The sequence below is a fragment of the Ramlibacter sp. MAHUQ-53 genome (genome assembly GCF_052600055.1).
In genome coordinates this window covers 239,320-259,074 of sequence record NZ_JBQWTS010000006.1, presented here as the reverse complement: position 1 = coordinate 259,074, position 19,755 = coordinate 239,320, and the positions used below count along the sequence as shown (strand labels likewise).

The following is a 19,755-nucleotide window of genomic DNA, read 5'->3' as shown; positions in this document are numbered from 1 at the left end:
GCCCGAGCTGCACATTCGCTCGCACCCCAAGGCGAAGTACGAGGCCACCGCCGGCGTGCTCGCCTCGGCCCAGCGCAATGGCCTCAACAAGCTGGGCATCGTGGGCACCGAGCAGTTCGTCAACTGACCGCCGCCCCGCACGACAAGTTGGTCTTCATGTTTCTTCCAAGGAAACTGACTTTCCCCCGCGCCTTCGGGCCGGGGGCTTTTCTTCCCCGGGCGCGCGGCACCGCACGCGCCCTGCTCGCGGCGGGCCTGTGCGCCGGCGCCACCTTCGCCGCCGCCCAGTCGCCCGAGCCGCTGAAGCTGCGCGCCGAGGTGGCGGTGCCGCTGCAGCAGGCGCAGGAGGCCCTGCGCGCCAACACCCCCGCCCCCGCGCTGGCCGCAGCGCAGAAGGCGCTGGCCGTGCCCGCGCTCACCGCGCAGGAGCGCCAGGTCTCGCTGCGCGTGCTCGCCGCGGCGGCCCATGCCGCGCGTGACTGGCCCGTGGCCACCGGCGCCTTGAAGGAGCTGCTGGCCCTGCCCGGCCTCCCGGAGCGTGACCGCACGGTCATGACCGAGACCCTGCTGCAGGCCCTGTGGCAGCAGCAGGACCATGCCGCCTTCGCCGCCACCGCCCGCGCCCACCTGCAGGCGGGCGCCCAGAACCCGGCTGTCTTCACGCTGCTGCTGCGCGCCCTCGCGGCGCAGGGCGACGATGCCGGCGTGGTGCGCGAGGCCCGCGCCCGCCTGGAGCGGCTGCAGGCCGCCGGCACCCCGCCCGCCGACACCGACCTGGTGCTGCTCGCCCAGGCCCTGCATCGCCTCCAGGACGCCTCCGGCTACGCCGACGCGCTGGTCCTGCTGGTGACGCACCACCCCCGGCCCGAGCGCTGGAACGAGGCGATCCGCCGCGTCGCCGACCTGCCCGGCTTCAGCTCGCGCCTGGACCTCGACATCCACCGCCTGCTGGACAAGGTCGGCCAGCTCGCCGAGGCCGACCTGCCGCACTTCGTGGCCGCCGCCGACAAGGCCGGCCTGCCCTGCGAGGCGCGGCGCGTCCTGCCCGCCGGCCCGGCGCGCGAGGCGATGCAGAAAAAGTGCGACGCCGAGCGCGCGCAGCTGCCCGCGCTGGCGCAGTCCGCCCGCGACGCCAACGCGCTCAAGTCGCTCGCCGACGTGCAGGCCTCGCAGCAGGACTGGCAAGCCGCCGCCGCCAGCTACGCCCGCGCCGCCGCGGCCGGCGGCGCGCGGCGCCCCGACGAACTTCGCCTGCACCACGGCATCGCGCTGCTGCAGGCCGGCGACAAGGAAGCCGCCCGCGCGCAGCTGGCGCAGGTGCAGGGCGACGACGGCGCCCGCCGCGTGGCACGCCTGTGGCTGGCGCTGGCGCGCTGAGATCACCCCCAGAAGAACGACCCAAGAAGCAAGGCATGTTCAAGTACTTCCCCACCAACTACGTCTGGAATCTCTCGGTCGACCTGGCCATCGAGATGGGCGCGCGCATCGGCGAGATCGAGGAGATGTGCGCCCCGCTGCAGGAAGCGGCCAAGGCGCCCGACGCCGCCGGCACCCAGGCCTTCCGCGACACCTGGTCGAAGATGGGCGACAAGCTCGTCTCGCTGGCGCGCGAGGACGAGGCCGCCGGCCGCGGGCTGTCCGCCGGCGAGAAATACAACCGCGCCGCGACCTACTACCTCACCTGCGAGCGCCTGCAGGCCCATGGCGCGCCCGGCCGCGCCGAGCTGTACCAGCGCTTCCTCGATGCCTTCGCCAAGGGCATCACCCTGTCGCGCGAGAACTGCGAGCGGGTGACCATTCCCTACGAGGGCAAGGAACTCTCCGCCCTCTACGTGCGCGCCGAGGGCGTGCAGGGCCCGGCCCCGCTGCTGGTGCAGGTCAACGGGCTGGACTCGACCAAGGAGATGAAGTACCGCGTGGGCCTGCCCGCCTGGCTGGCCCGGCGCGGCGTGTCCTCCCTGGTGGTGGACCAGCCCGGCACCGGCGAGGCCCTGCGCCTGCACGGCCTGACCGCGCGCTTCGACAGCGAGCACTGGGCCAGCCGCGTCGTCGACTGGCTGGAGACCCGCCCCGAGGTCGATGCGAAGCGCATCGGCATGGAAGGCGTCTCCCTGGGCGGCTACTACTGCCCGCGCGCGGTGGCCTTCGAGCCGCGCTTCGCCTGCGGCGTGGTCTGGGGCGCCAACCACGACTGGCGCGACGTGCAGAAGCGCCGCCTCGAGAAGGAAGGCAACTTCCCGGTGCCGCACTACTGGGCGCACGTGCGCTGGGTGTGGGGCGCAAAGGACATGGACGACTTCATGCGCATCGCCGAGAACGTGCACCTCGATGGCGTCCTGGACCGCATCCGGGTGCCCTTCCTGGTCACGCACGGCCAGAAGGACTCGCAGATCCCGCTGAAGTGGGCCGAGCGCACCTATGAACAGCTGGTGAACAGCCCCCGCCGCGAACTCAAGGTGTTCGACGAGCGCACCGGCGGCGTGCAGCACTCCAGCTTCGACAACAGCATCAACGCCGGCCACTACATCGCCGACTGGGTCGCCGACGTGCTCGGCGGCCGCACCGTCTGAACTCCAGGAACCCCCACCACCATGAACATCATCGGACCTGACGAACTCGTCTTCGGCGTCGACGACCTCGCCGCCTGCGCCCAGTACCTCACCGACTACGGCCTCACGCCCGCGGGCGAAGGCCGCTTCGAGGCCGAGGACGGCACCGCCATCGTGCTGCGCGCCAAGGACGACGCCAGCCTGCCGCCCCCGCTGGGCACGGCCAGCATGCTGCGCAAGACCACCTACGGCTGCGCCGACCAGGCCACCGTGGACGCCATCGCCGCCGAACTGCGCCGCGACCGCGAGGTGCGCCAGCTGCCCGGCGGCGCCATCGAGGCGCAGGACGACATGGGCTTCGTGCTCGGCTTCCAGGTCACCGTGCGCCGCGCCATCCGCCTGCCGGCCGAGACCATCAACGCCCCCGGCGCCCCGGCGCAGCGCAAGCCCAACGAAGTGGCGGTCGACGAGCACGCGGCGGCCAGGCCGCGCACGCTCTCGCATGTCGTCTACTTCGTGCCCGACGAGGCCAAGGCCAAGGCCTTCTACGAGCAGCGCCTGGGCTTCCGCGAGACCGACCGCCTGCTCGGCGCCGGCGGCTTCCTGCGGCCCGCCGGCACGCAGGACCACCACACCCTGTTCATGATCCAGACCCCGCCCTTCATGAAAGGCTGCGAGCACTTCACCTTCCACATGGGCGGCCCCACCGCACTGATGCAGGCCGGCACGCGCTTCGTCGCCAAGGGCTACGAGTCCTTCTGGGGCCCGGGCCGCCACAAGATGGGAAGCAACTGGTTCTGGTACTTCAACAGCCCCCTGGGCTGCCATGTCGAGTACGACGCCGACATGGACCTGCACGACGACGCCTGGACCGCGCGCGCCGTCCCCATGAGCGCCGACGCCTCGCAGCTGTTCCTGTTCCAGGCGCGCGAGAAGTGGGCGCCGGGCGGCCCGCCCCCCGGCGCCGGCAAGGCCCCGCACTGAGACGCCACCGCACGATGACGGCGCCCCAGCCCCTGTGCCGACGGGACGACATCCCCGACGGCGCCGCCCGCGGTTTCGACCCCGCGGGCACCGGGCATGACACGCTGTTCATCGTGCGCCGCGGCGCGGACCTGCGGGCCTGGGAGGACTGGTGCCCGCACTGGCGCACCGGGCCCATGGCCTGGCGCAAGGACGCCTACCTCAGCGCCGACGGCGCGCACATCGTCTGCAGCGCGCATGGCGCGCGCTTCGACATCGCCACCGGCGAGTGCGTGCTCGGCGCCTGCCTGGGCGACCGGCTGCGGCCGGTGGCCCTGACCTGCGACGGCGACGGGCAGGTCTTCCTCGAGCCGCATCCACGACACAACGACAAGGAAACCGAGACATGAACCTCGCCGACAAGAAGATCCTCATCATCGGAGGCGGCTTCTCCGGCATGTCCGCCGCCATCGAGCTGCGCAAGCGCGGCGCGCAGGTCGACCTCGTGGAGATCGACGCCGGCTGGCGCTCCTACGGCGCCGGCATCAGCCTGGGCGGCGCGACCTTCCGCGCCTTCCGCCAGCTCGGCATCCTCGACCGCTTCCTGAAGGAGGGCGCGGCCGCCGACGGTGTGAACCTGTACCTCCCGCACGGCCAGCAGATCGGCCAGATCCCGACCCCGCGCATCGCCGGTCCCGACGTGCCGGGCAGCGGCGGCATCATGCGCCCGGTGCTGGCCAAGATCCTGGCCGACGCCACCCGCGCCAGCGGCGCGAACGTGCGCCTGGGCTGCACCTTCACCGCCATCCGCCAGGACGCCGAGGGCGTGGAGGCCACCTTCACCGACGGCACCTCCGGCCGCTACGACCTGCTCATTGGCGCCGACGGCCTGTTCTCCAAGGTGCGCGAGGCGGTGTTCCCCGACGCGCCCAAGCCCCGCTACAGCGGCCAGGCCGTCTGGCGCGCGGTGCTGCCGCGCCCCGCCGAGGTCACCTGCGCGCGCATGTGGATGGGGCCCAAGGTCAAGCCCGGCGTGAACATCGTCTCGGCCAGCCAGATGTACCTGTTCGTCACCGAGCACCGGCCGGACAACGCGTGGGTCGACCCCAAGGACTTCCCGCGCCTGCTCAAGGCCCTGCTCGCCGACTTCAGCGACCCGCTGGTGAAGTGGATCCACGACCAGATCGACGACACCTCGCAGATCGTCTTCCGCCCGCTGGAGGGCCTGCTAGTGCCGCAGCCCTGGCACCAGGGCCGGGTGGTCATGGTCGGCGACACGGTGCACGCCACCACGCCGCACATGGCCTCGGGCGCCTGCATCGGCATCGAGGACGCGCTGGTGCTGGCCGAGGAACTGGAGAAGGCCGCCGGCCTGGACGCCGGCGTGCAGGCCTTCGAGGCGCGCCGTTGGGAGCGCGTGCGCATGGTGGTCGAGAACTCGGCCCGCCTGGGCGAGATCGAGATGGCCGACGGCGACAAGGCCGAACACGCCGACATCATGAAGCGCACCATGATCGCGCTGGCGCAGCCGATCTGAGCCATGGAGGACCGTCTGCCCCCGATCCACCGCGTGGTCACCGGCCACGACGGCAACGGCAAGGCCATCCTCGCCAGCCACGGCGCGCTGCCCACCGTGGAGCGCATCGCGGCCATCCCCGGCACCGTGTTCCACGAAGTCTGGAGCACCCAGGGCGCGCCCTGCCCGGTGGACAACGGCCCCGACCCCACCCTCGGCCCGCTGCGCCTGCCGCCGCCGAAGGGGGGCACCCGCATCCGCTTCGTCGACATCCCGCCCGACACCGAGGAATTCCTGGCCCAGGGCGCGCAGCGCATGGGCGAGGCCTTCCGCCAGATCGGCGACGCCGCCGCCTCCACCGTGCGCGCCGACTCGCCGCACCCGCTGATGCACCGCACCGAGTCGGTGGACTACGGCATCGTGATCGAGGGCGAGATGACGCTGGTGCTGGACGATTCCGAAGTGCTGCTCACGCCGGGCAGCGTCGTCGTGCAGCGCGGCACCAACCATGCCTGGGCCAACCGCTCGGGCCGCGTGTGCCGCATGCTGTTCGTGCTGGTGGACGGCCGCTACGACCCTTCCATCGCCGAGGCCCTGGCCGCGCGCGGCGCGGGGCACTGAGCATGGCCGCAGGCTCGTCGCCGGCCGCGTCGCCCTCGCCGTCGCTGTTCGACCTCAGCGGCCAGGTGGCCCTGGTCACCGGCGCCGGCAGCGGCCTGGGCCTGGCCATCGCGCTGGCGATGGCGGACCACGGCGCCGATGTCGTGGCCGCCGGCCTCGCGGGCGACGAACTCGAACAGGCGGCCAGCCAATGCCGCGCGCGCGGGCGCCGCGCCATGGCCCTGCCCTGCGACCTCGCGCAACCCGGCGCGGGCCGCGAACTCGCCCGGCGTGCGCTCGCGGCGTTCGGCCGCATCGACACCCTGGTGTGCAACGCCGGCATCCAGGGCCCCGCGGGCCCGCTCGGCGCCGTCGGCGACGACGACTGGGACCGCGTGATGGCGGTCAACCTGCGCAGCGCCTGGGAGCTCTCGTCCGCCCTCGCCCAGGCCATGGCCGAACGCGGTTCGGGCAGCCTGATCTTCATGGCCAGCATCGCCGCGCTGCGGGGCAACCGGGCCATCGGCCTGTACGGCATGAGCAAGGCCGCCCTCGCGCAGCTGGCCCGCAACCTCGCGGTGGAGTGGGGGCCCCGGGGCGTGCGCGCCAACGCGATCGCGCCCGGCCTGGTGCGCACGCCGCTGGCGCAGGGCCTCCTGGCCGACGCGGCGTTCATGGCCCGGCGCCTTGCCGCCACCCCGCTGCGCCGCGTCGGCGAGCCCGAGGAAATCGCCGGCGTCGCGGTCATGCTCGCCGGCCGCGCGGGCGGCTTCATCACCGGCCAGGTGCTGGTGGCCGATGGCGGCACCCTCGTGAGCGACGGCGGCTGACCCGCTCCAGGAGACTCGCGTGAACCATGTGATCGTCACCGGCGCGGCCGGCTTCATCGGCCAGGTGCTGGTGCAGCACCTGCTGCAGCACGGCCTGGGCGGCCGCCCCGTCGACGCGATCACCGCGGTCGACCTCCACTTCGCGGCCCCGGCCACCGACCCGCGCGTCGAGCAGGTCGCCGGCGCCATCGACGCCGCCGCCACGCGCGACCGGGCGCTGGCCCGGCCGGCGCGGGCCGTGTTCCACCTCGCCAGCCTCCCCAGCGGCGCGGGCGAGAGCGACTACGCCGCCGGCCGCCGCGTCAACCTCGACGCCACCCTGGCCCTGCTGGAGGCGCTGGGCCAGGCCGGCTGGCCGCAGCCCGCGCGCTTCGTCTACGCCAGCTCGATCGCGGTCTACGGCGAGTCGCTGCCGGCGCAGGTCGACGAGTCCACCCCCACTGCCCCCGCCCTGACTTACGGCACGCACAAGCTCGCCTGCGAGCTCCTGGTGGCCGACGCCACCCGCCGCGGCTGGGTGGAGGGCTGCTCGCTGCGCCTGCCCGGCGTGGTGGCGCGGCCCGAGTCGCGCGCCGGGCTGCTGTCGGCCTTCATGAGCGACATCTTCTGGCGCATTGCGCGCGGCGAGCCCTGCACCGTGCCGGTACGCGAGGACGGCCGGGCCTGGTGGATTTCCGCGCGGACCTGCGCCGCCAACCTGGCCCATGCCGCCACGCTGGAGCCGGCCGCCCTGCGGCCCACGCGCAGCTACCCCATGCCCGCGCTGTGGCTGTCGGTCGGCGAGGTGGTCGGCGCGCTCGCCGGCCGCTTCGGCGCGCAGGCCGCGGCCGGCATCCGCTACGAGCCGCAGCCGCTGGTGCAGCGGCTGTTCGCCGAGTACCCGCCGCTGGCCACGCCGCTGGCGCAGGCCCTGGGCCTGCGGCATGACGGCGACGTCGACGGCCTGATCAAGAACGTCCTGGGTCCATGAGCACTCCCCTGTTCCCCCGCCTGCTGGGCGACATCGGCGGCACCCATGCGCGCTTCGCCTGGCAGGCCGCGCCCGGCGAGGCGCCGCGCGACGTCCGCGTGCTGCCCTGCGCCGCCTACCCCGGCCTGGAGGAGGCCGTGCGCGACTACCTCGCGCAATCCGGGCACGCCATGCCACCGGCCTTCGGCATGGGCATCGCCACGCCGGTGCTGGGCGATGCGTTGCGCATGACCAACCATGCATGGTCCTTCTCCATCCGCGCGCTGCGCCAGCGCCTGGGCCTGGAGCGCTTCACCGTGGTCAACGACTTCACCGCCCTCGCCCTGGCCCTGCCCGCACTGGCGGCGGACCAGATGGTGCAGGTCGGCGGCCTGGCCCCCGCGCCCGGTGCGCGGGATTCGTCCGGTGCGGCCCCTGCGCCCGGTGCGCAGCGCGCCCCGCTGGCCCTGCTCGGCCCCGGCACCGGCCTGGGCGTCTCCGGCCTGGTGCCGGTGGGCGAGTCGGGGTGGCAGGCGATCGCCGGCGAGGGCGGCCACGTCACCCTGGCCGCGGCCGACGCGCTCGAGTTCGCGGTGATCGAGCGGCTGCGGGCGCGGCACGGCCATGTCTCCGCCGAGCGCGTGCTCTCGGGCCCCGGCCTCGCGGACCTGCACCGGGCGCTGCGCGAGGTCCGCGGCGAACCGCAGGACGCCCATGCGCACGCCCCCCTGGACGCCGCCGCCATTTCCCGCCGCGCGCTGGAGGACGGCGACGCCCGCTGCCTGCAGACGCTGGACCTGTTCGCCGGCTTCCTCGGCGGCGTCGCCGGCAACCTCGCGCTCACGCTGGGCGCGCGGGGCGGCGTGTACCTCGGCGGCGGCATCGTGCCGCGCTGGCTCGGCTGGTTCGAGGGCTCGCCCTTCCGCCAGCGCTTCGAGGCCAAGGGCCGCTTCGCCGCCTACCTGCAAGACGTGCCGGTGTGGGTCCTCCGCGCCGGCGACTCCCCCGCCCTCCTCGGCGCCTCGCGCGCCCTCGACGACTGACCCTGCCACCTCCCATGAAACTCGCCACCCTCAAGAGCCCGCACAAGGACGGCCGCCTGGTCGTCGTCTCCCGCGACCTGCGCCACGCCGCCGATGCCGGCGCCATCGCCCCCAGCCTGCTCGCCGCGCTGGAGGACTGGGACCGCTGCGCGCCCGCGCTGGACGCCCTCTACCGGCAGCTGAACGAAGGCGCGCTCGCCGGCGCCTTCGCCTTCGACCCCACGCAGGCCGCCGCGCCGCTGCCGCGCGCGCCGCAGTGGTGCGACGGCTCGGCCTTCCTGAACCACGGCACGCTGATGGACACCGCCTTCAACATGCCCCCGATCCCGGACCGCGAGACCATCCCGCTGATGTACCAGGGCGGCAGCGACGACCTGCTCGGCCCCCACGACGACCTGCCCCTGCCCGACGAGGCCCACGGCATCGACTTCGAGGGCGAGTTCGGCGTGATCGTGGGCGAGGTGCCGCTGGGCTGCCCGGCCGCGCGGGCCCTGGACCATGTGCGCCTGCTGGTGCAGATCAACGACGTCAGCCTGCGCAGCTTCGGCCCGCGCGAGATGCGCACCGGCTTCGGCTTCTTCCACGCCAAGCCCTCCACCAGCTTCGCCCCGGTGGCGGTGACGCCCGACGAGATCGGCGAGGCCTGGGCGGACGGGCGCGTCCGGCTGGACCTGGAGGTGGACCACAACGGCCGGCGCTTCGGCCATCCCAATGGCGGGGAAATGAGCTTCGGCTTCCACGACCTCATCGCCCATGCCGCCAAGACCCGCCGCCTGCGCGCCGGCACCCTGATCGGCTCCGGCACCGTGTCCAACGCCGGCGACACCCGCGGCTCGGCCTGCATCGCCGAGCGCCGCGCCATCGAGGTCATCGCCAGCGGCCAGGCGAGCACGCCCTACATGAAGTTCGGCGACCGCGTGCGCATGGAGGCCCGCTGGCAGGGCCGGCCGGTCTTCGGCGCGATCGACCAGCGCGTGGTGCAGGCCCCCGCGCCGTACTGAGAAACACCTGGAGGAACCGCCCCATGCCCCGCTTCGTCGACCTGTCCATCTATCTCGAGAACGACGTGCTCTCCGACCCGCCCCCGCTGGCGCCGAAGATCACCTACCAGACCCATGCCGACACGGTGCCCGAGTTCCTGGCCATGCTGCCCGGCACCAAGGCCGAGGACTTCCCCGATGGCGAGGCCGCGGCCGCCGAGTGGGTCACCCTGACCACGCACAACGGCACGCACCTGGACGCGCCCTGGCACTTCCACTCCACCATGGACGGCAAGCTCGGCGAGGCCAAGCCCTCCATCACCATCGACGAGGTGCCGCTGGAGTGGTGCTTCCAGCCGGGCGTGAAGCTGGACTTCCGCGACAAGCCCGATGGCTATGTCTGCACCGCCGCCGACGTGGAGGCGGAGCTCAAGCGCATCGGCCACACGCTCAGGCCGCTGGAGATCGTGGTGGTCAACACCCGCGCCGGCTCGCGCTACGGGCAGAAGGACTACCTGGGCGCGGGCTGCGGCATGGGCTACGAGGCCACCATGTACCTGCTGGAGCGCGGCGTGCGCCTGACCGGCACCGACGCCTGGAGCTGGGACGCGCCGTTCTCGTACACCGCGAAACGCATCGCCGAGACCGGCGACACCTCCCTGATCTGGGAAGGCCACAAGGCCGGCCGCGACATCGGCTACTGCCACCTGGAGAAGCTGCACAACCTCGAGGCCCTGCCGCCCACCGGCTTCACCATCAGCTGCTTCCCGCACAAGATCCGCGGCGCCTCGGCCGGCTGGACCCGGGCGGTGGCGATCTTCCAGGACTGATCGCCATGCGCCGCCTGCTGGCCCTCGCCGCCGCCTTCCTGTGTGCCGCGGCAAGCGCGCAGGCACCGCGCCCCGAACCGATCGAGACCGGCCCCGGCATCGCCGTCGCGCGCACCACCACGGGACAGGTGCAGGGCTTCCGCCAGGGCCCGGTGCAGGTGTTCCGCGGCATCCCGTATGCGCGCGCCCAGCGCTTCATGGCGCCGCAGCCCGCGGCGCCATGGCAAGGCGTGCGCCGCACGCTGGCCTACGGCAAGGTCTGCCCGGTGGGCGACCCGGAGCCGGCCTTCGAGGAGCTGCGCTTCATCGCCCAGCACACCTGGGGCGAGCAGGACGAGGACTGCCTGAACCTCAATGTGTGGGCACCGGCGGCGCCCGCCGCGACGCCGCGCCCGGTGATGGTCTGGTTCCACGGCGGCGCCTTCAGCGTGGGCTCCTCGCGCGAGTCGGCCACCTACGACGGCGGCGCCCTCGCCGCGCGGGGCGACGTGGTGGTGGTCACCGTCAACCACCGGCTCAACGTGCTGGGCTTCCTGGACCTGTCGGACCACGGCCCCGGGTTCGCCGACGCGGCCAACGCCGGCCTGCTGGACCTGGTGGCGGCGCTGCGATGGGTGCGCGCCAACGCCGCGGCCTTCGGCGGCGATGCGGGCAATGTCACGATCTTCGGCGAGTCGGGCGGCGCGGCCAAGGCCTACGCGCTGATGTCCGCCCCCGCCGCGAAGGGCCTGTTCCACAAGGCCATCCTGCAAAGCAACTACCGCAGCAGCTTCCTGCCCCGGGACACCAGCCGGCGCGTGGCCGGGGCGGTGCTGGCGAAGCTGGGCCTGGACGCCTCACGCGCCAGCGAGCTGCGGCGGCTGCCGTATTCGCGCCTGAAGGCGGCGGCCGATGCGGCGATGCGCGACCTCGACCGCGCGCTGCGGGCCGAGGGCGCCTACCGCGACCCCCTGCCCTTCTCCTGGATGCCCACCATCGACGGCCGCTTCCTGCCCTGGCAGCTGGGGCATCCCGAGGCGGTGGCGCTGTCGGCGCAGGTGCCGGTGATCGTGGGCTCCACGCTCAACGAGTTCGCCCTGGCGCAGCGGCCGCGCGAGTTGCGCGGCGCAACGCCGGCGGTGGTGGAGGCGTTCCTGCGCGATCGCCACGGCGAGCGCTGGCCCGAGGTCCTCGCGGCTTTCCGCGCGGCCTACCCCGAGGCCGCGCCCGCGGACCTGCTGGACCTGGACACCGACTTCCGCGCCGCGGCGCTGGAGATCGCGCGGCGCCGCGCGCAGGCGGGCGCCGCGCCGACCTATGTGTACCTGTTCACGTGGGCCTCGCCGGTGCTGGGCGGCTTCTTCAAGTCATCCCACGCGATGGACCTGGCTTTCACCTTCGACAACGTGCACCGGGCGGTGGAGGCCACCGGCGGGAGCGAGGCGGCGTACCGTCTCGCCGGCCGCATGGCCGGGGCCTGGGCGCGCTTCGCGCACACCGGCCGGCCGGCCGCCCCGGGCTGGCCGGACTGGCCCGCCTTCTCGGGGCCGGGTGGCGCGACGATGCGCCTGGACGATGCGGCGCACGTCCAGCAGGCGCATGACCACCGCCTGATGGACCTGCTGCGGACACCCTCGCCGCGCCCTTGACACAGCCCCTCAGGAGAGCCGCCTGGCACCCGCTCGGGCGGCGGCTTGCGCGCAGCCTTCGACGCGATCCAGGCCGTGCGCGACCAGCCCACCGACGACCACGGCGTGGCCACCGTCACCGCCGACCTGGGGGGACTGCCCGGGCCGAACACCTGAAGCCTCAGGCCGACTCCCGCATCACCAGCATGTGCTGCAGCTTCTCCGAGGCCGGCTGGCCGCCCGCCAGGCGCTGCATCAGCAGCTCCGCGGCGCGGGTGCCGAGCTCGTGCATCGGCTGCGCGATGGTGGTCAGGCTCGGCTCGAACACCTCGGACAGCGGGATGTTGTCGAAGCCGACCACCGCGATGTCCTGCGGCACCCGCAGGCCGGCGCGACGGAAGGCCTTGATGGCGCCGATGGCCAGCGTGTCCGACACCGCGAACACCGCGGTCGGCGGCTCGGGCAGGGCCAGCAGGCCGCCGGCGGCTTCCATGCCGCAGTTGTAGTCGGTGCCGCGCGCCACCCGGATGTACGCCGGCTTCACCTCCAGCCCCGCGCGCGCCAGCGCCTGCTCGTAGCCCGCGTGCCGCTGCTGCGCCCAGGTGTTGTCCTCCTGCGCGGAGAGCAGCGCGATGCGCCGGTGGCCGCGGTTGATCAGGAACTGCACCGCGTCGATCGCGGCCTGCTGGTGGTCGATGCTGACGCAGGGCACGTCGGCGTCAGGCAGGAATTCGGAGCAGGCGATCCACGGGAAGCCCCGCTGCGCGAGCGCCTCCGGCATCGGCTCGTGGGCCATGCTGATGACGCCGTCCACCATGCCCTCGTACACCGACTCCAGCGAGGACTGCGGCCCCGACAGCACGATCTTGTAGCCCTCGCGCAGGGTGACGGCCTCGATGCCGTTCACGATCCCGGCGAAGAAGGGGTTGGCGAAGTCCGGCACCAGCACCAGCACCAGCCGGCTGCGCCCGCTCATGAGGCTGCGCGCGAAGGGATTCGCCCGGTAACCCAGGCGGGCCACCGCCGCCTCCACGCGCTGGCGGGTCTGCGGGCTCACCGGCTTGCTGCCATTGAGCACGCGCGAGACCGTGGCGATGGACACGCCCGCCAGTTCGGCCACCTCGGAGATCGACACCGCCCCCGGCGCCGGCGCGGGCGCGGGCGGTGCGGCGGCGCGTGGCGGCGCGGTAGGGCGTGGCGGCGGCATGGATCCCCTTGTGGGAAAATATTTTCCCAAGTGTAAGGCACGTTTTCCCGGCCGCCGACCCCGGGTCAACCCGTACCCGGAACCGCATGTTTTCCCTCTGTGAATGCGTGGTATTCACCGAATCAATGCAAGCGGATTGCAAAAAGCCAACAGACCTCGCATAAACCCTTAGAAGGGCGTTGAGGAAAGCGCTTACCTTTGCACCGTCGCCCTCCAAGGCGCACACGGACCTGTATTCCAAACCCTGCCGCCGCTGAGGCAGTTCCAACAACCAGGAGACAACATGAACCAGCAATTCCGTCCGACCCGGCTCGCCACGCAGCTCATGGCTGCCGGCGTCCTGATCGTCGCCGCCCCCGCCTTCGCCCAGGGCGCCAACCAGGAAGTGACCGTGACGGCCACCAAGGTCGCCACGCCCGCCTCCAAGACCCCGATCGCCCTGACCGTGGCCGACGGCGAGGCGATGAAGAGCGCCGGCGTGACCGATGCCCGCGGCCTGACGGAGCTGGCTCCCAACGTGCAGATCGCCGCCGAGAGCGGCAAGCTGCAGATCGCCATCCGCGGCGTGACCAGCCTGGACATGAGCGAGAAGGGCGACCCGTCCACCGCCTTCAACGTCGACGGCGCCTACGTGCCCCGCCCCGAAGCCCAGATCGGCAGCTTCCTGGACCTGGAGCGCGTGGAGGTGCTGCGCGGCCCGCAGGGCACGCTGTACGGCCGCAACGCCACCGGCGGCGCCATCAACCTGATCACGGCCAAGCCCGATCCCAAGCGCTTCGGCGGCAAGGCCCTCGTCGATGTGGGCAACTACGGCGCCCGCCGCACCGAGTTCGTGCTGAACGCCCCGGTGAACCAGACCCTGGCCCTGCGCGCCGCCGTCGCCACCAGCAAGCGCGACACCTACCAGAACCCCGGCGCCAACACCGTGCCCCTGGAAAACGAGGACAACGTCGCGGCCCGCCTGCACGCCCTGTTCACCATCAGCAAGGACACCAGCCTGCTGCTGACGGCCGAGCACAGCAAGGTCGGCGGCAACGGCGGCAGCCCGCTGCCGGCCACCAACTTCTTCACCGGCACGCCCATCGCCAACGGCAACAACCTCGCCAACCCGGTGTATGTGGACCGCGGCACGACTGCGCAGCTGACGCAGACCAAGCCCTTCGTCAACGCCACCAACCACCTCAACAACACCGCCGACACGCTGCGCGCCGAGTACAAGACCAACCTGGGCGCGGTGGACCTGACCTACGTCGGCGCCTACGGCGAGTCCAAAACGGACCAGAGCGACAACGGCACCTACTTCGGCAACCCGTTCTACAGCGACATCAAGGGCAACACCAAGAGCCAGCAGCACGAGCTGCGCCTGAACTCCGCCAGCGCCGGCCCGCTGCGCTGGGTGGCCGGCGTGTACGCCTTCAACGAGGAAATCAGCCGCAACACCATCTACTACACCAAGACGCCCGGTCCGCTGATCACCGTGCCGTTCAAGCCGGTGGTGGAGAACGACTCCAAGGCCGTCTTCGGCCAGGCCACCTACAGCATGACGCCCGCCACCCGCCTGGTGCTGGGCCTGCGCGGCACGCGTGACGAGAAGACCGGCAGCGACCCGCTGGGCGGCTCGGTCACCGGCCCGGGCTTCTCCAACGCCAAGGCCTCGAGCAGCAAGACCAACTACAAGCTGGGCGTGGACCACGACCTGAGCGCCGCGGTGATGGCCTACGGCAGCCTGTCCACCGGCTACAAGGCCGGCGGCTTCAACGAGAACCGCACCGGCTCCGGCTACAAGCCCGAGACGCTGACCGCCGCCGAAGTGGGCATCAAGGGCCGCTTCTTCAACAACGCGCTGCGCCTGAACGCCTCGGCGTTCAACTACGACTACAAGGACATGCAGCTGACGTCCGTGGTCTGCACGGGCGACACCGCCGCCAGCTGCGGCTCGCTCACCACCAACGCCGCCAGGTCCACGATCCGCGGCCTGGAGCTGGAAGGCGGCTGGTCCCTGAACAAGACCCAGCAGCTGAACTTCTCGCTGGGCTACACCGACGCGACCTTCGACAGCTACAAGCCCACGACCACCGAGAACTGGTCCGGCAAGCAGCTCGATCGCGCGCCCAAGACCGGCGTGGGCCTGGGCTTCACCCAGCAGCTCCCGATGGCCGACGGCAGCCAGTGGTCGCTGTATGCCGGTACCCGCTACAACAGCGGCTACTACATCAGCGACTTCGCCGCCGCCGTCCGCTACAAGCAGCCCTCGTTCACCAAGAGCGACCTGCGCGTGACCTACACGCCGGCCTCCGACAAGTACTACGTCCAGGCCTATGTGAAGAACGTCGAGAACAAGGTGACGATCGAGAGCCGCGTCCCGGGCAGCTTCTTCACCGGCGCGCCGCGTACCTTCGGCGTGCGTGTCGGCGCCAACTTCTGATGACGTCGTGAGGGCATGGCGGGATCGCCCGCCATGCCTTTTTCTTTCCTGCAAGGACTCCCCCGAATGAACCCGCACGTGACCGTGCCGCACCAGGCCGCCATGGCCTGCATGGCCTGAGCCTGCGAGGACAAGACACTATGGCAACCACCATCCAAGGCCCCGCGCTGTTCCTCGCCCAGTTCGCGGGCGACCAGGCCCCCTTCAACAGCTGGGACTCGATCACGAAATGGGCCGCCTCCCTGGGCTACGCCGGCGTGCAGGTGCCCACCTGGGACGCCCGCCTGTTCGACCTGGAGCGCGCCGCCGAGTCCAAGGCCTACTGCGACGAGATCGCCGGCATCGCCCGCGCCAACGGCGTGGCGATCACCGAGCTGTCCACCCACCTGCAGGGCCAGCTCGTGGCGGTGCACCCGGCCTATGACGAGGCCTTCGATGCCTTCGCGCCGGAGGCGGTGAAAGGCAAGCCGGCCGAGCGCCAGCGCTGGGCCGTGCAGCAGCTGCTGCTGACCGCCAAGGCCTCCAAGAACCTGGGCCTGAAGGCCAGCATCAGCTTTCCCGGCGCGCTGGCCTGGCCCTTCCTCTACCCCTGGCCGCAGCGCCCGGCGGGCCTGGTGGAAGCCGCCTTCGACGAGCTGGCCAAGCGCTGGCTTCCCATCCTCGACGCCTACGACGAGGCCGGCTGCGACCTGGCCTTCGAACTGCACCCGGGCGAAGACCTGCACGACGGCGTGACCTTCGAGATGCTGCTCGAGCGCGTGAACCACCACCCGCGCCTGTCCATCGCCTACGACCCCTCGCACTTCGTGCTGCAGCAGCTCGACTATCTGCAGTTCATCGACCTGTACCACGACCGGATCAAGGTCTTCCACGTGAAGGACGCCGAGTTCCGCCCGAACGGCAAGCAGGGCGTCTACGGCGGCTTCCAGTCCTGGACCGAGCGCGCCGGCCGCTTCCGCTCGCTGGGCGACGGCCAGGTCGACTTCAAGGCCATCTTCTCCAAGATGGCGCAGTACGACTTCAAGGGCTGGGCCGTGCTGGAGTGGGAGTGCTGCCTCAAGCACCCGGAGCAGGGCGCCGCCGAGGGCGCGCCCTTCATCCGCGACCACATCATCCGCGTCACCGAGAAGGCGTTCGACGACTTCGCCGGCAGCGCCACCGACCCGGCGCAGCTGCGCCGCATGCTGGGGCTGAACTGAGATGGCCGCCCCGATGAAGCCGGCGCGCATCCGCCTGGGCATGGTCGGTGGGGGCGAGGGCGCCTTCATCGGCGCCGTGCACCGCATCGCCGCCCGCCTGGACGACCAGTACGAGCTGGTGGCGGGCGCCCTGTCCTCCACGCCCGAGAAGGCCCGCCGCTCCGGCCTGGCCCTGGGCCTGGCGCCCGAGCGCACCTACGACAGCTACGAGGCCATGGCCGAGGCCGAGGCCGCGCGCGACGACGGCATCGAGGCGGTGGTCATCGTCACCCCCAACCACGTGCATGCGCCGGCCGCCCGCGCCTTCCTGAAGGCCGGCATCCACGTCATCTGCGACAAGCCGGTGACCGTGCGCAGCGCCGACGCGCGCGCCCTGAAGAAGCTGGCCGAGCAGAAGGGCCTGGTCTTCGCCGTCACCCACAACTACAGCGCCTACCCCATGGTGCGCGTGGCGCGCCAGCTGGTGCAGTCCGGCCGCCTGGGCGAGGTCCGCGTGGTCCAGGCCGAGTACCCGCAGGACTGGCTGGCCGAGCCGCTGGAGCGCAGCGGCCAGAAGCAGGCCGCCTGGCGCACCGACCCGGCCCAGGCCGGCGGCGGCGCCATCGGCGACATCGGCTCGCATGCCTGGCACCTGGCCGACTTCGTGACCGGCCAGCCCCTGACCGAGCTGTGCGCCGAGCTGAGCACCTTCGTGCCCGGCCGCCCCATCGACGACAACGCCCAGGTGATGCTGCGCTATGCCAATGGCGCGCGCGGGATGATCTGGGCCAGCCAGGTCGCGCCGGGCCACCTGAACGACCTGCGCCTGCGCGTCTACGGCAGCAAGGGCGGCCTGGAGTGGTCGCAGGAGCATCCCAACCAGCTGCGCTACACGCCGCTGGGCCAGCCCACCCAGATCCTGGAGCGTGCCGGGGCCGCCTTCGAGGCCGCCGGCGCGCGCATGGCCCGCATTCCCGGCGGCCATCCCGAGGGCTACCTGGAGGCGTTCGCCTCGCTGTACGGCGAGATCGCCCAGCACCTGCGCGCCGCCCGCCGCGGCGGCCGCAAGGCGGACAAGGCCAGCCATTTCCCCACCATCGCCGACGGACTGCGCGGCGTGCAGTTCATCGAGGCCGTGCAGCGCTCCTCCCGCCTGGGCGGGCGCTGGGTCAGGCTGCCGGGCGAGGCCGCCTAAACCTCAGACCAGAAAGACAACCATGAGCCATGACATCAAGCGGGGCGTGAGCCTCTACAGCTTCCAGAACGACACCTTCCTGCGCACCATGTCGCTGGAAGACTGCATCCGCACCTGCGCCGAGATCGGCGCCAAGGGCATCGAGGTGGTGGGCGAGCAGACCTTCAGCGGCTGGCCCGAGGTCGGCATGCCCGTGCAGGAGATCGCCCACTGGCACCGCCTGATGGAGCGCTACGGCACCTACCCCGTGTGCCACGACTTCATGCTGGACTACAAGCGCACCAAGGGCCAGGTGATGCCCTTCGACGAGCAGGTGGCCAGCGTCAAGCGCGACATCGACTTCGGCGTGGCCCTGGGCGCGCCCTACATCCGCGCCCTGGTCTCCATCTCGCCCGAGGTGCTGGTGGCCTGCGCCAGCTATGCCGAGGACAAGGGCATCAAGATCCTGATCGAGATCCACGCGCCGCTGCACTTCGACCACCCCTGGATCATTCGCCACGCCGAGGCCTATGAGAAGTCGGGCTCCAAGGCCCTGGGCTTCCTGCCGGACATGGGCATGTTCGTGCACCGCTTCCCGCGCGTGTGGAAGGAGCGCTTCATCCGCAACGGCGTGCCGCGCCACATCGCCGACTTCATCGAGAAGTCCTACGAGGACCGCACGCTCAGCGAGTACGTGCTGCTCGACGTGCGCGAGATGGGCGGCACCGGCCCGTCCCTGGCCATGGCCGAGACGCTGCGCCACAACGCCGCCTTCGAGCCCAAGCGCATGCTGGAGTTCATGCACCGCATCCACAACATCCACGGCAAGTTCTACGAGATGACCGAGGACGACGTCGAGTACTCCATCCCCTACGACGAGATCGTCGCGGTGCTCAAGCAGGGCGGCTTCAAGGGCCACATCTGCTCGGAGTACGAAGGCAACCGCTGGATCGAGGATGCGCACCCCGTGGAATCGGTGGAGCAGGTCAAGCGCCAGCACCGCATGCTGTGCCGACTGCTCGACGAACCCATCCCGGCCGCCCTGCAGGCCTGACCCCCAAGGAGATCCACCCCATGATGGACCAACACATGCTGTGCGACGACGGCTTCGAGAACGTCGTCGCCAACGGCCAGGTCACCGGCTTCGCCCTGCTGGCCCGCCTGCCCTACTACCGCGGCCTCGGCCTGTCGATGGTCGAGGACATCGCCGTCACCGTCGACGGCGAGCCCGTGCCCCGCGAGGCCATCCGCCTGGAGCTGCGGGGCCGCAGCTGGAGCCTGGCCGAGATGGAGACCTGCTACGACGAGAAGTGGAACTTCGGCGAGAAGGCCCGCGTCGTCGTCGCCCGCCCCGGCGGCCTGACGCCCGGCGAACACAAGATCGGCCTGGCCGAGCGCCTGCGCATCTCCTACCTGCCCTTCGTGCCGACGACGCAGACCAGCCGCGTGCTGCGCATCGCCGGCTGAGCCCCTTCACCGATAGCCCCCGAAAGCCCTTCATGGCCCGCTTCTTCAAGAACTCCTTCAGCGACTACCTCATCACCCCCGAGGACTCGCGCATCACGCCCGAGGGCCTGGTGATCGACCTGCGCCTGCCCTGGTACCGCTCGCTGCCGCTGTCGGTGGTGATGCCCACCCAGCTGCTGGTCGACGGCGATCCGGTCTCGCTGGAAGGCGCCACCGTCGAGTACGAAGGCAAGCGCTACACGCTGGCCGAGCTGCCCGAGCAGACCGGCACCTCCTGGTTCATCCAGGACTCGGTGCTGCTGCATGTGCCCACGCCCCGGCCGCTGGCGGCCGGCAAGCACCACGTGGTGGTGACGCTGAACCTGTACCCGCCCTACATCCCGATGCTGACCCATGTGACCCGCGGCGACGCCCAGGTCCTGGCCGCCTGAGGCGCG

19 protein-coding genes are annotated in these 19,755 nt (G+C 71.8%); 18 read left to right on the top strand and 1 reads right to left on the bottom strand.

The window, feature by feature from the left end; all coding sequences use genetic code 11:
- Positions 1-156 precede the first annotated feature (156 nt).
- The 12 genes from ACT80S_RS11625 to ACT80S_RS11570 are packed head-to-tail and all read left to right on the top strand — an operon-like array spanning position 157 to position 11,888.
- The gene (locus ACT80S_RS11625) at positions 157-1,377 is read left to right on the top strand and encodes a hypothetical protein (RefSeq protein ID WP_377415861.1); all 1,221 of its coding nucleotides are present in this window, start codon (positions 157-159) and stop codon (positions 1,375-1,377) included.
- A 35-nt stretch (positions 1,378-1,412) separates the two neighbouring features.
- Complete coding sequence (locus ACT80S_RS11620) at positions 1,413-2,570, top strand: alpha/beta hydrolase family protein (RefSeq protein ID WP_377415859.1); 1,158 nt, start codon at positions 1,413-1,415, stop codon at positions 2,568-2,570.
- A gap of 21 nt (positions 2,571-2,591) precedes the next feature.
- Positions 2,592-3,533, top strand: a complete 942-nt coding sequence (locus ACT80S_RS11615; RefSeq protein ID WP_377415857.1) for a VOC family protein — start codon at positions 2,592-2,594, stop codon at positions 3,531-3,533.
- Positions 3,534-3,547: 14 nt separating this feature from the next.
- Positions 3,548-3,922 carry a Rieske (2Fe-2S) protein gene (locus ACT80S_RS11610; RefSeq protein ID WP_377415855.1) on the top strand — a complete coding sequence of 125 codons (375 nt, stop codon included), beginning with the start codon at positions 3,548-3,550 and terminating at the stop codon, positions 3,920-3,922.
- The gene (locus tag ACT80S_RS11605; protein WP_377415853.1) at positions 3,919-5,049 is read left to right on the top strand and encodes an FAD-dependent oxidoreductase; all 1,131 of its coding nucleotides are present in this window, start codon (positions 3,919-3,921) and stop codon (positions 5,047-5,049) included. The genes ACT80S_RS11610 and ACT80S_RS11605 overlap by 4 nt, the downstream gene beginning before the upstream one ends.
- 3 nt (positions 5,050-5,052) lie before the next feature.
- Complete coding sequence (locus ACT80S_RS11600) at positions 5,053-5,649, top strand: cupin domain-containing protein (RefSeq protein ID WP_377415851.1); 597 nt, start codon at positions 5,053-5,055, stop codon at positions 5,647-5,649.
- Between the two features lie 2 nt (positions 5,650-5,651).
- Positions 5,652-6,458, top strand: a complete 807-nt coding sequence (locus ACT80S_RS11595; protein WP_377415849.1) for an SDR family NAD(P)-dependent oxidoreductase — start codon at positions 5,652-5,654, stop codon at positions 6,456-6,458.
- Positions 6,459-6,477: 19 nt separating this feature from the next.
- Positions 6,478-7,428: an NAD-dependent epimerase/dehydratase family protein gene (locus ACT80S_RS11590; RefSeq protein ID WP_377415847.1), complete on the top strand. Its 951-nt coding sequence runs from the start codon at positions 6,478-6,480 to the stop codon at positions 7,426-7,428.
- The gene (gene glk, locus ACT80S_RS11585) at positions 7,425-8,450 is read left to right on the top strand and encodes a glucokinase (RefSeq protein ID WP_377415845.1); all 1,026 of its coding nucleotides are present in this window, start codon (positions 7,425-7,427) and stop codon (positions 8,448-8,450) included. Before ACT80S_RS11590 ends, glk begins: the two co-directional genes overlap by 4 nt.
- A 14-nt stretch (positions 8,451-8,464) precedes the next feature.
- A complete protein-coding gene (locus ACT80S_RS11580; RefSeq protein WP_377415843.1) occupies positions 8,465-9,451 on the top strand; it encodes a fumarylacetoacetate hydrolase family protein in 987 nt (328 codons plus the stop codon).
- A gap of 23 nt (positions 9,452-9,474) precedes the next feature.
- Complete coding sequence (locus ACT80S_RS11575) at positions 9,475-10,260, top strand: cyclase family protein (protein WP_377415841.1); 786 nt, start codon at positions 9,475-9,477, stop codon at positions 10,258-10,260.
- A 5-nt stretch (positions 10,261-10,265) separates the two neighbouring features.
- The gene (locus ACT80S_RS11570; protein WP_377415839.1) at positions 10,266-11,888 is read left to right on the top strand and encodes a carboxylesterase/lipase family protein; all 1,623 of its coding nucleotides are present in this window, start codon (positions 10,266-10,268) and stop codon (positions 11,886-11,888) included.
- Positions 11,889-12,048: 160 nt separating this feature from the next.
- Here ACT80S_RS11570 and ACT80S_RS11565 read toward each other — a convergent pair whose 3' ends face one another.
- Positions 12,049-13,074: a LacI family DNA-binding transcriptional regulator gene (locus ACT80S_RS11565; protein WP_377415837.1), complete on the bottom strand. Its 1,026-nt coding sequence runs from the start codon at positions 13,072-13,074 to the stop codon at positions 12,049-12,051.
- A gap of 283 nt (positions 13,075-13,357) precedes the next feature.
- Here ACT80S_RS11565 and ACT80S_RS11560 point away from each other — a divergent pair, with 283 nt between their 5' ends.
- The 6 genes from ACT80S_RS11560 (at position 13,358) to ACT80S_RS11535 (ending at position 19,749) form a co-directional block, all read left to right on the top strand.
- A complete protein-coding gene (locus tag ACT80S_RS11560; protein WP_377415835.1) occupies positions 13,358-15,499 on the top strand; it encodes a TonB-dependent receptor in 2,142 nt (713 codons plus the stop codon).
- Positions 15,500-15,639: 140 nt separating this feature from the next.
- A complete protein-coding gene (locus ACT80S_RS11555) occupies positions 15,640-16,698 on the top strand; it encodes a sugar phosphate isomerase/epimerase family protein (RefSeq protein ID WP_377415833.1) in 1,059 nt (352 codons plus the stop codon).
- Between the two features lies 1 nt (position 16,699).
- Entirely contained in the window at positions 16,700-17,872 is a 1,173-nt protein-coding gene (locus ACT80S_RS11550; RefSeq protein ID WP_377415831.1) for a Gfo/Idh/MocA family protein, read from the top strand.
- Between the two features lie 22 nt (positions 17,873-17,894).
- Positions 17,895-18,905: a sugar phosphate isomerase/epimerase family protein gene (locus tag ACT80S_RS11545; protein WP_377415829.1), complete on the top strand. Its 1,011-nt coding sequence runs from the start codon at positions 17,895-17,897 to the stop codon at positions 18,903-18,905.
- Positions 18,906-18,925: 20 nt separating this feature from the next.
- Positions 18,926-19,318, top strand: a complete 393-nt coding sequence (locus tag ACT80S_RS11540) for a C-glycoside deglycosidase beta subunit domain-containing protein (RefSeq protein ID WP_377415828.1) — start codon at positions 18,926-18,928, stop codon at positions 19,316-19,318.
- Between the two features lie 32 nt (positions 19,319-19,350).
- Entirely contained in the window at positions 19,351-19,749 is a 399-nt protein-coding gene (locus ACT80S_RS11535; protein ID WP_377415826.1) for a C-glycoside deglycosidase beta subunit domain-containing protein, read from the top strand.
- Positions 19,750-19,755 lie beyond the last annotated feature (6 nt).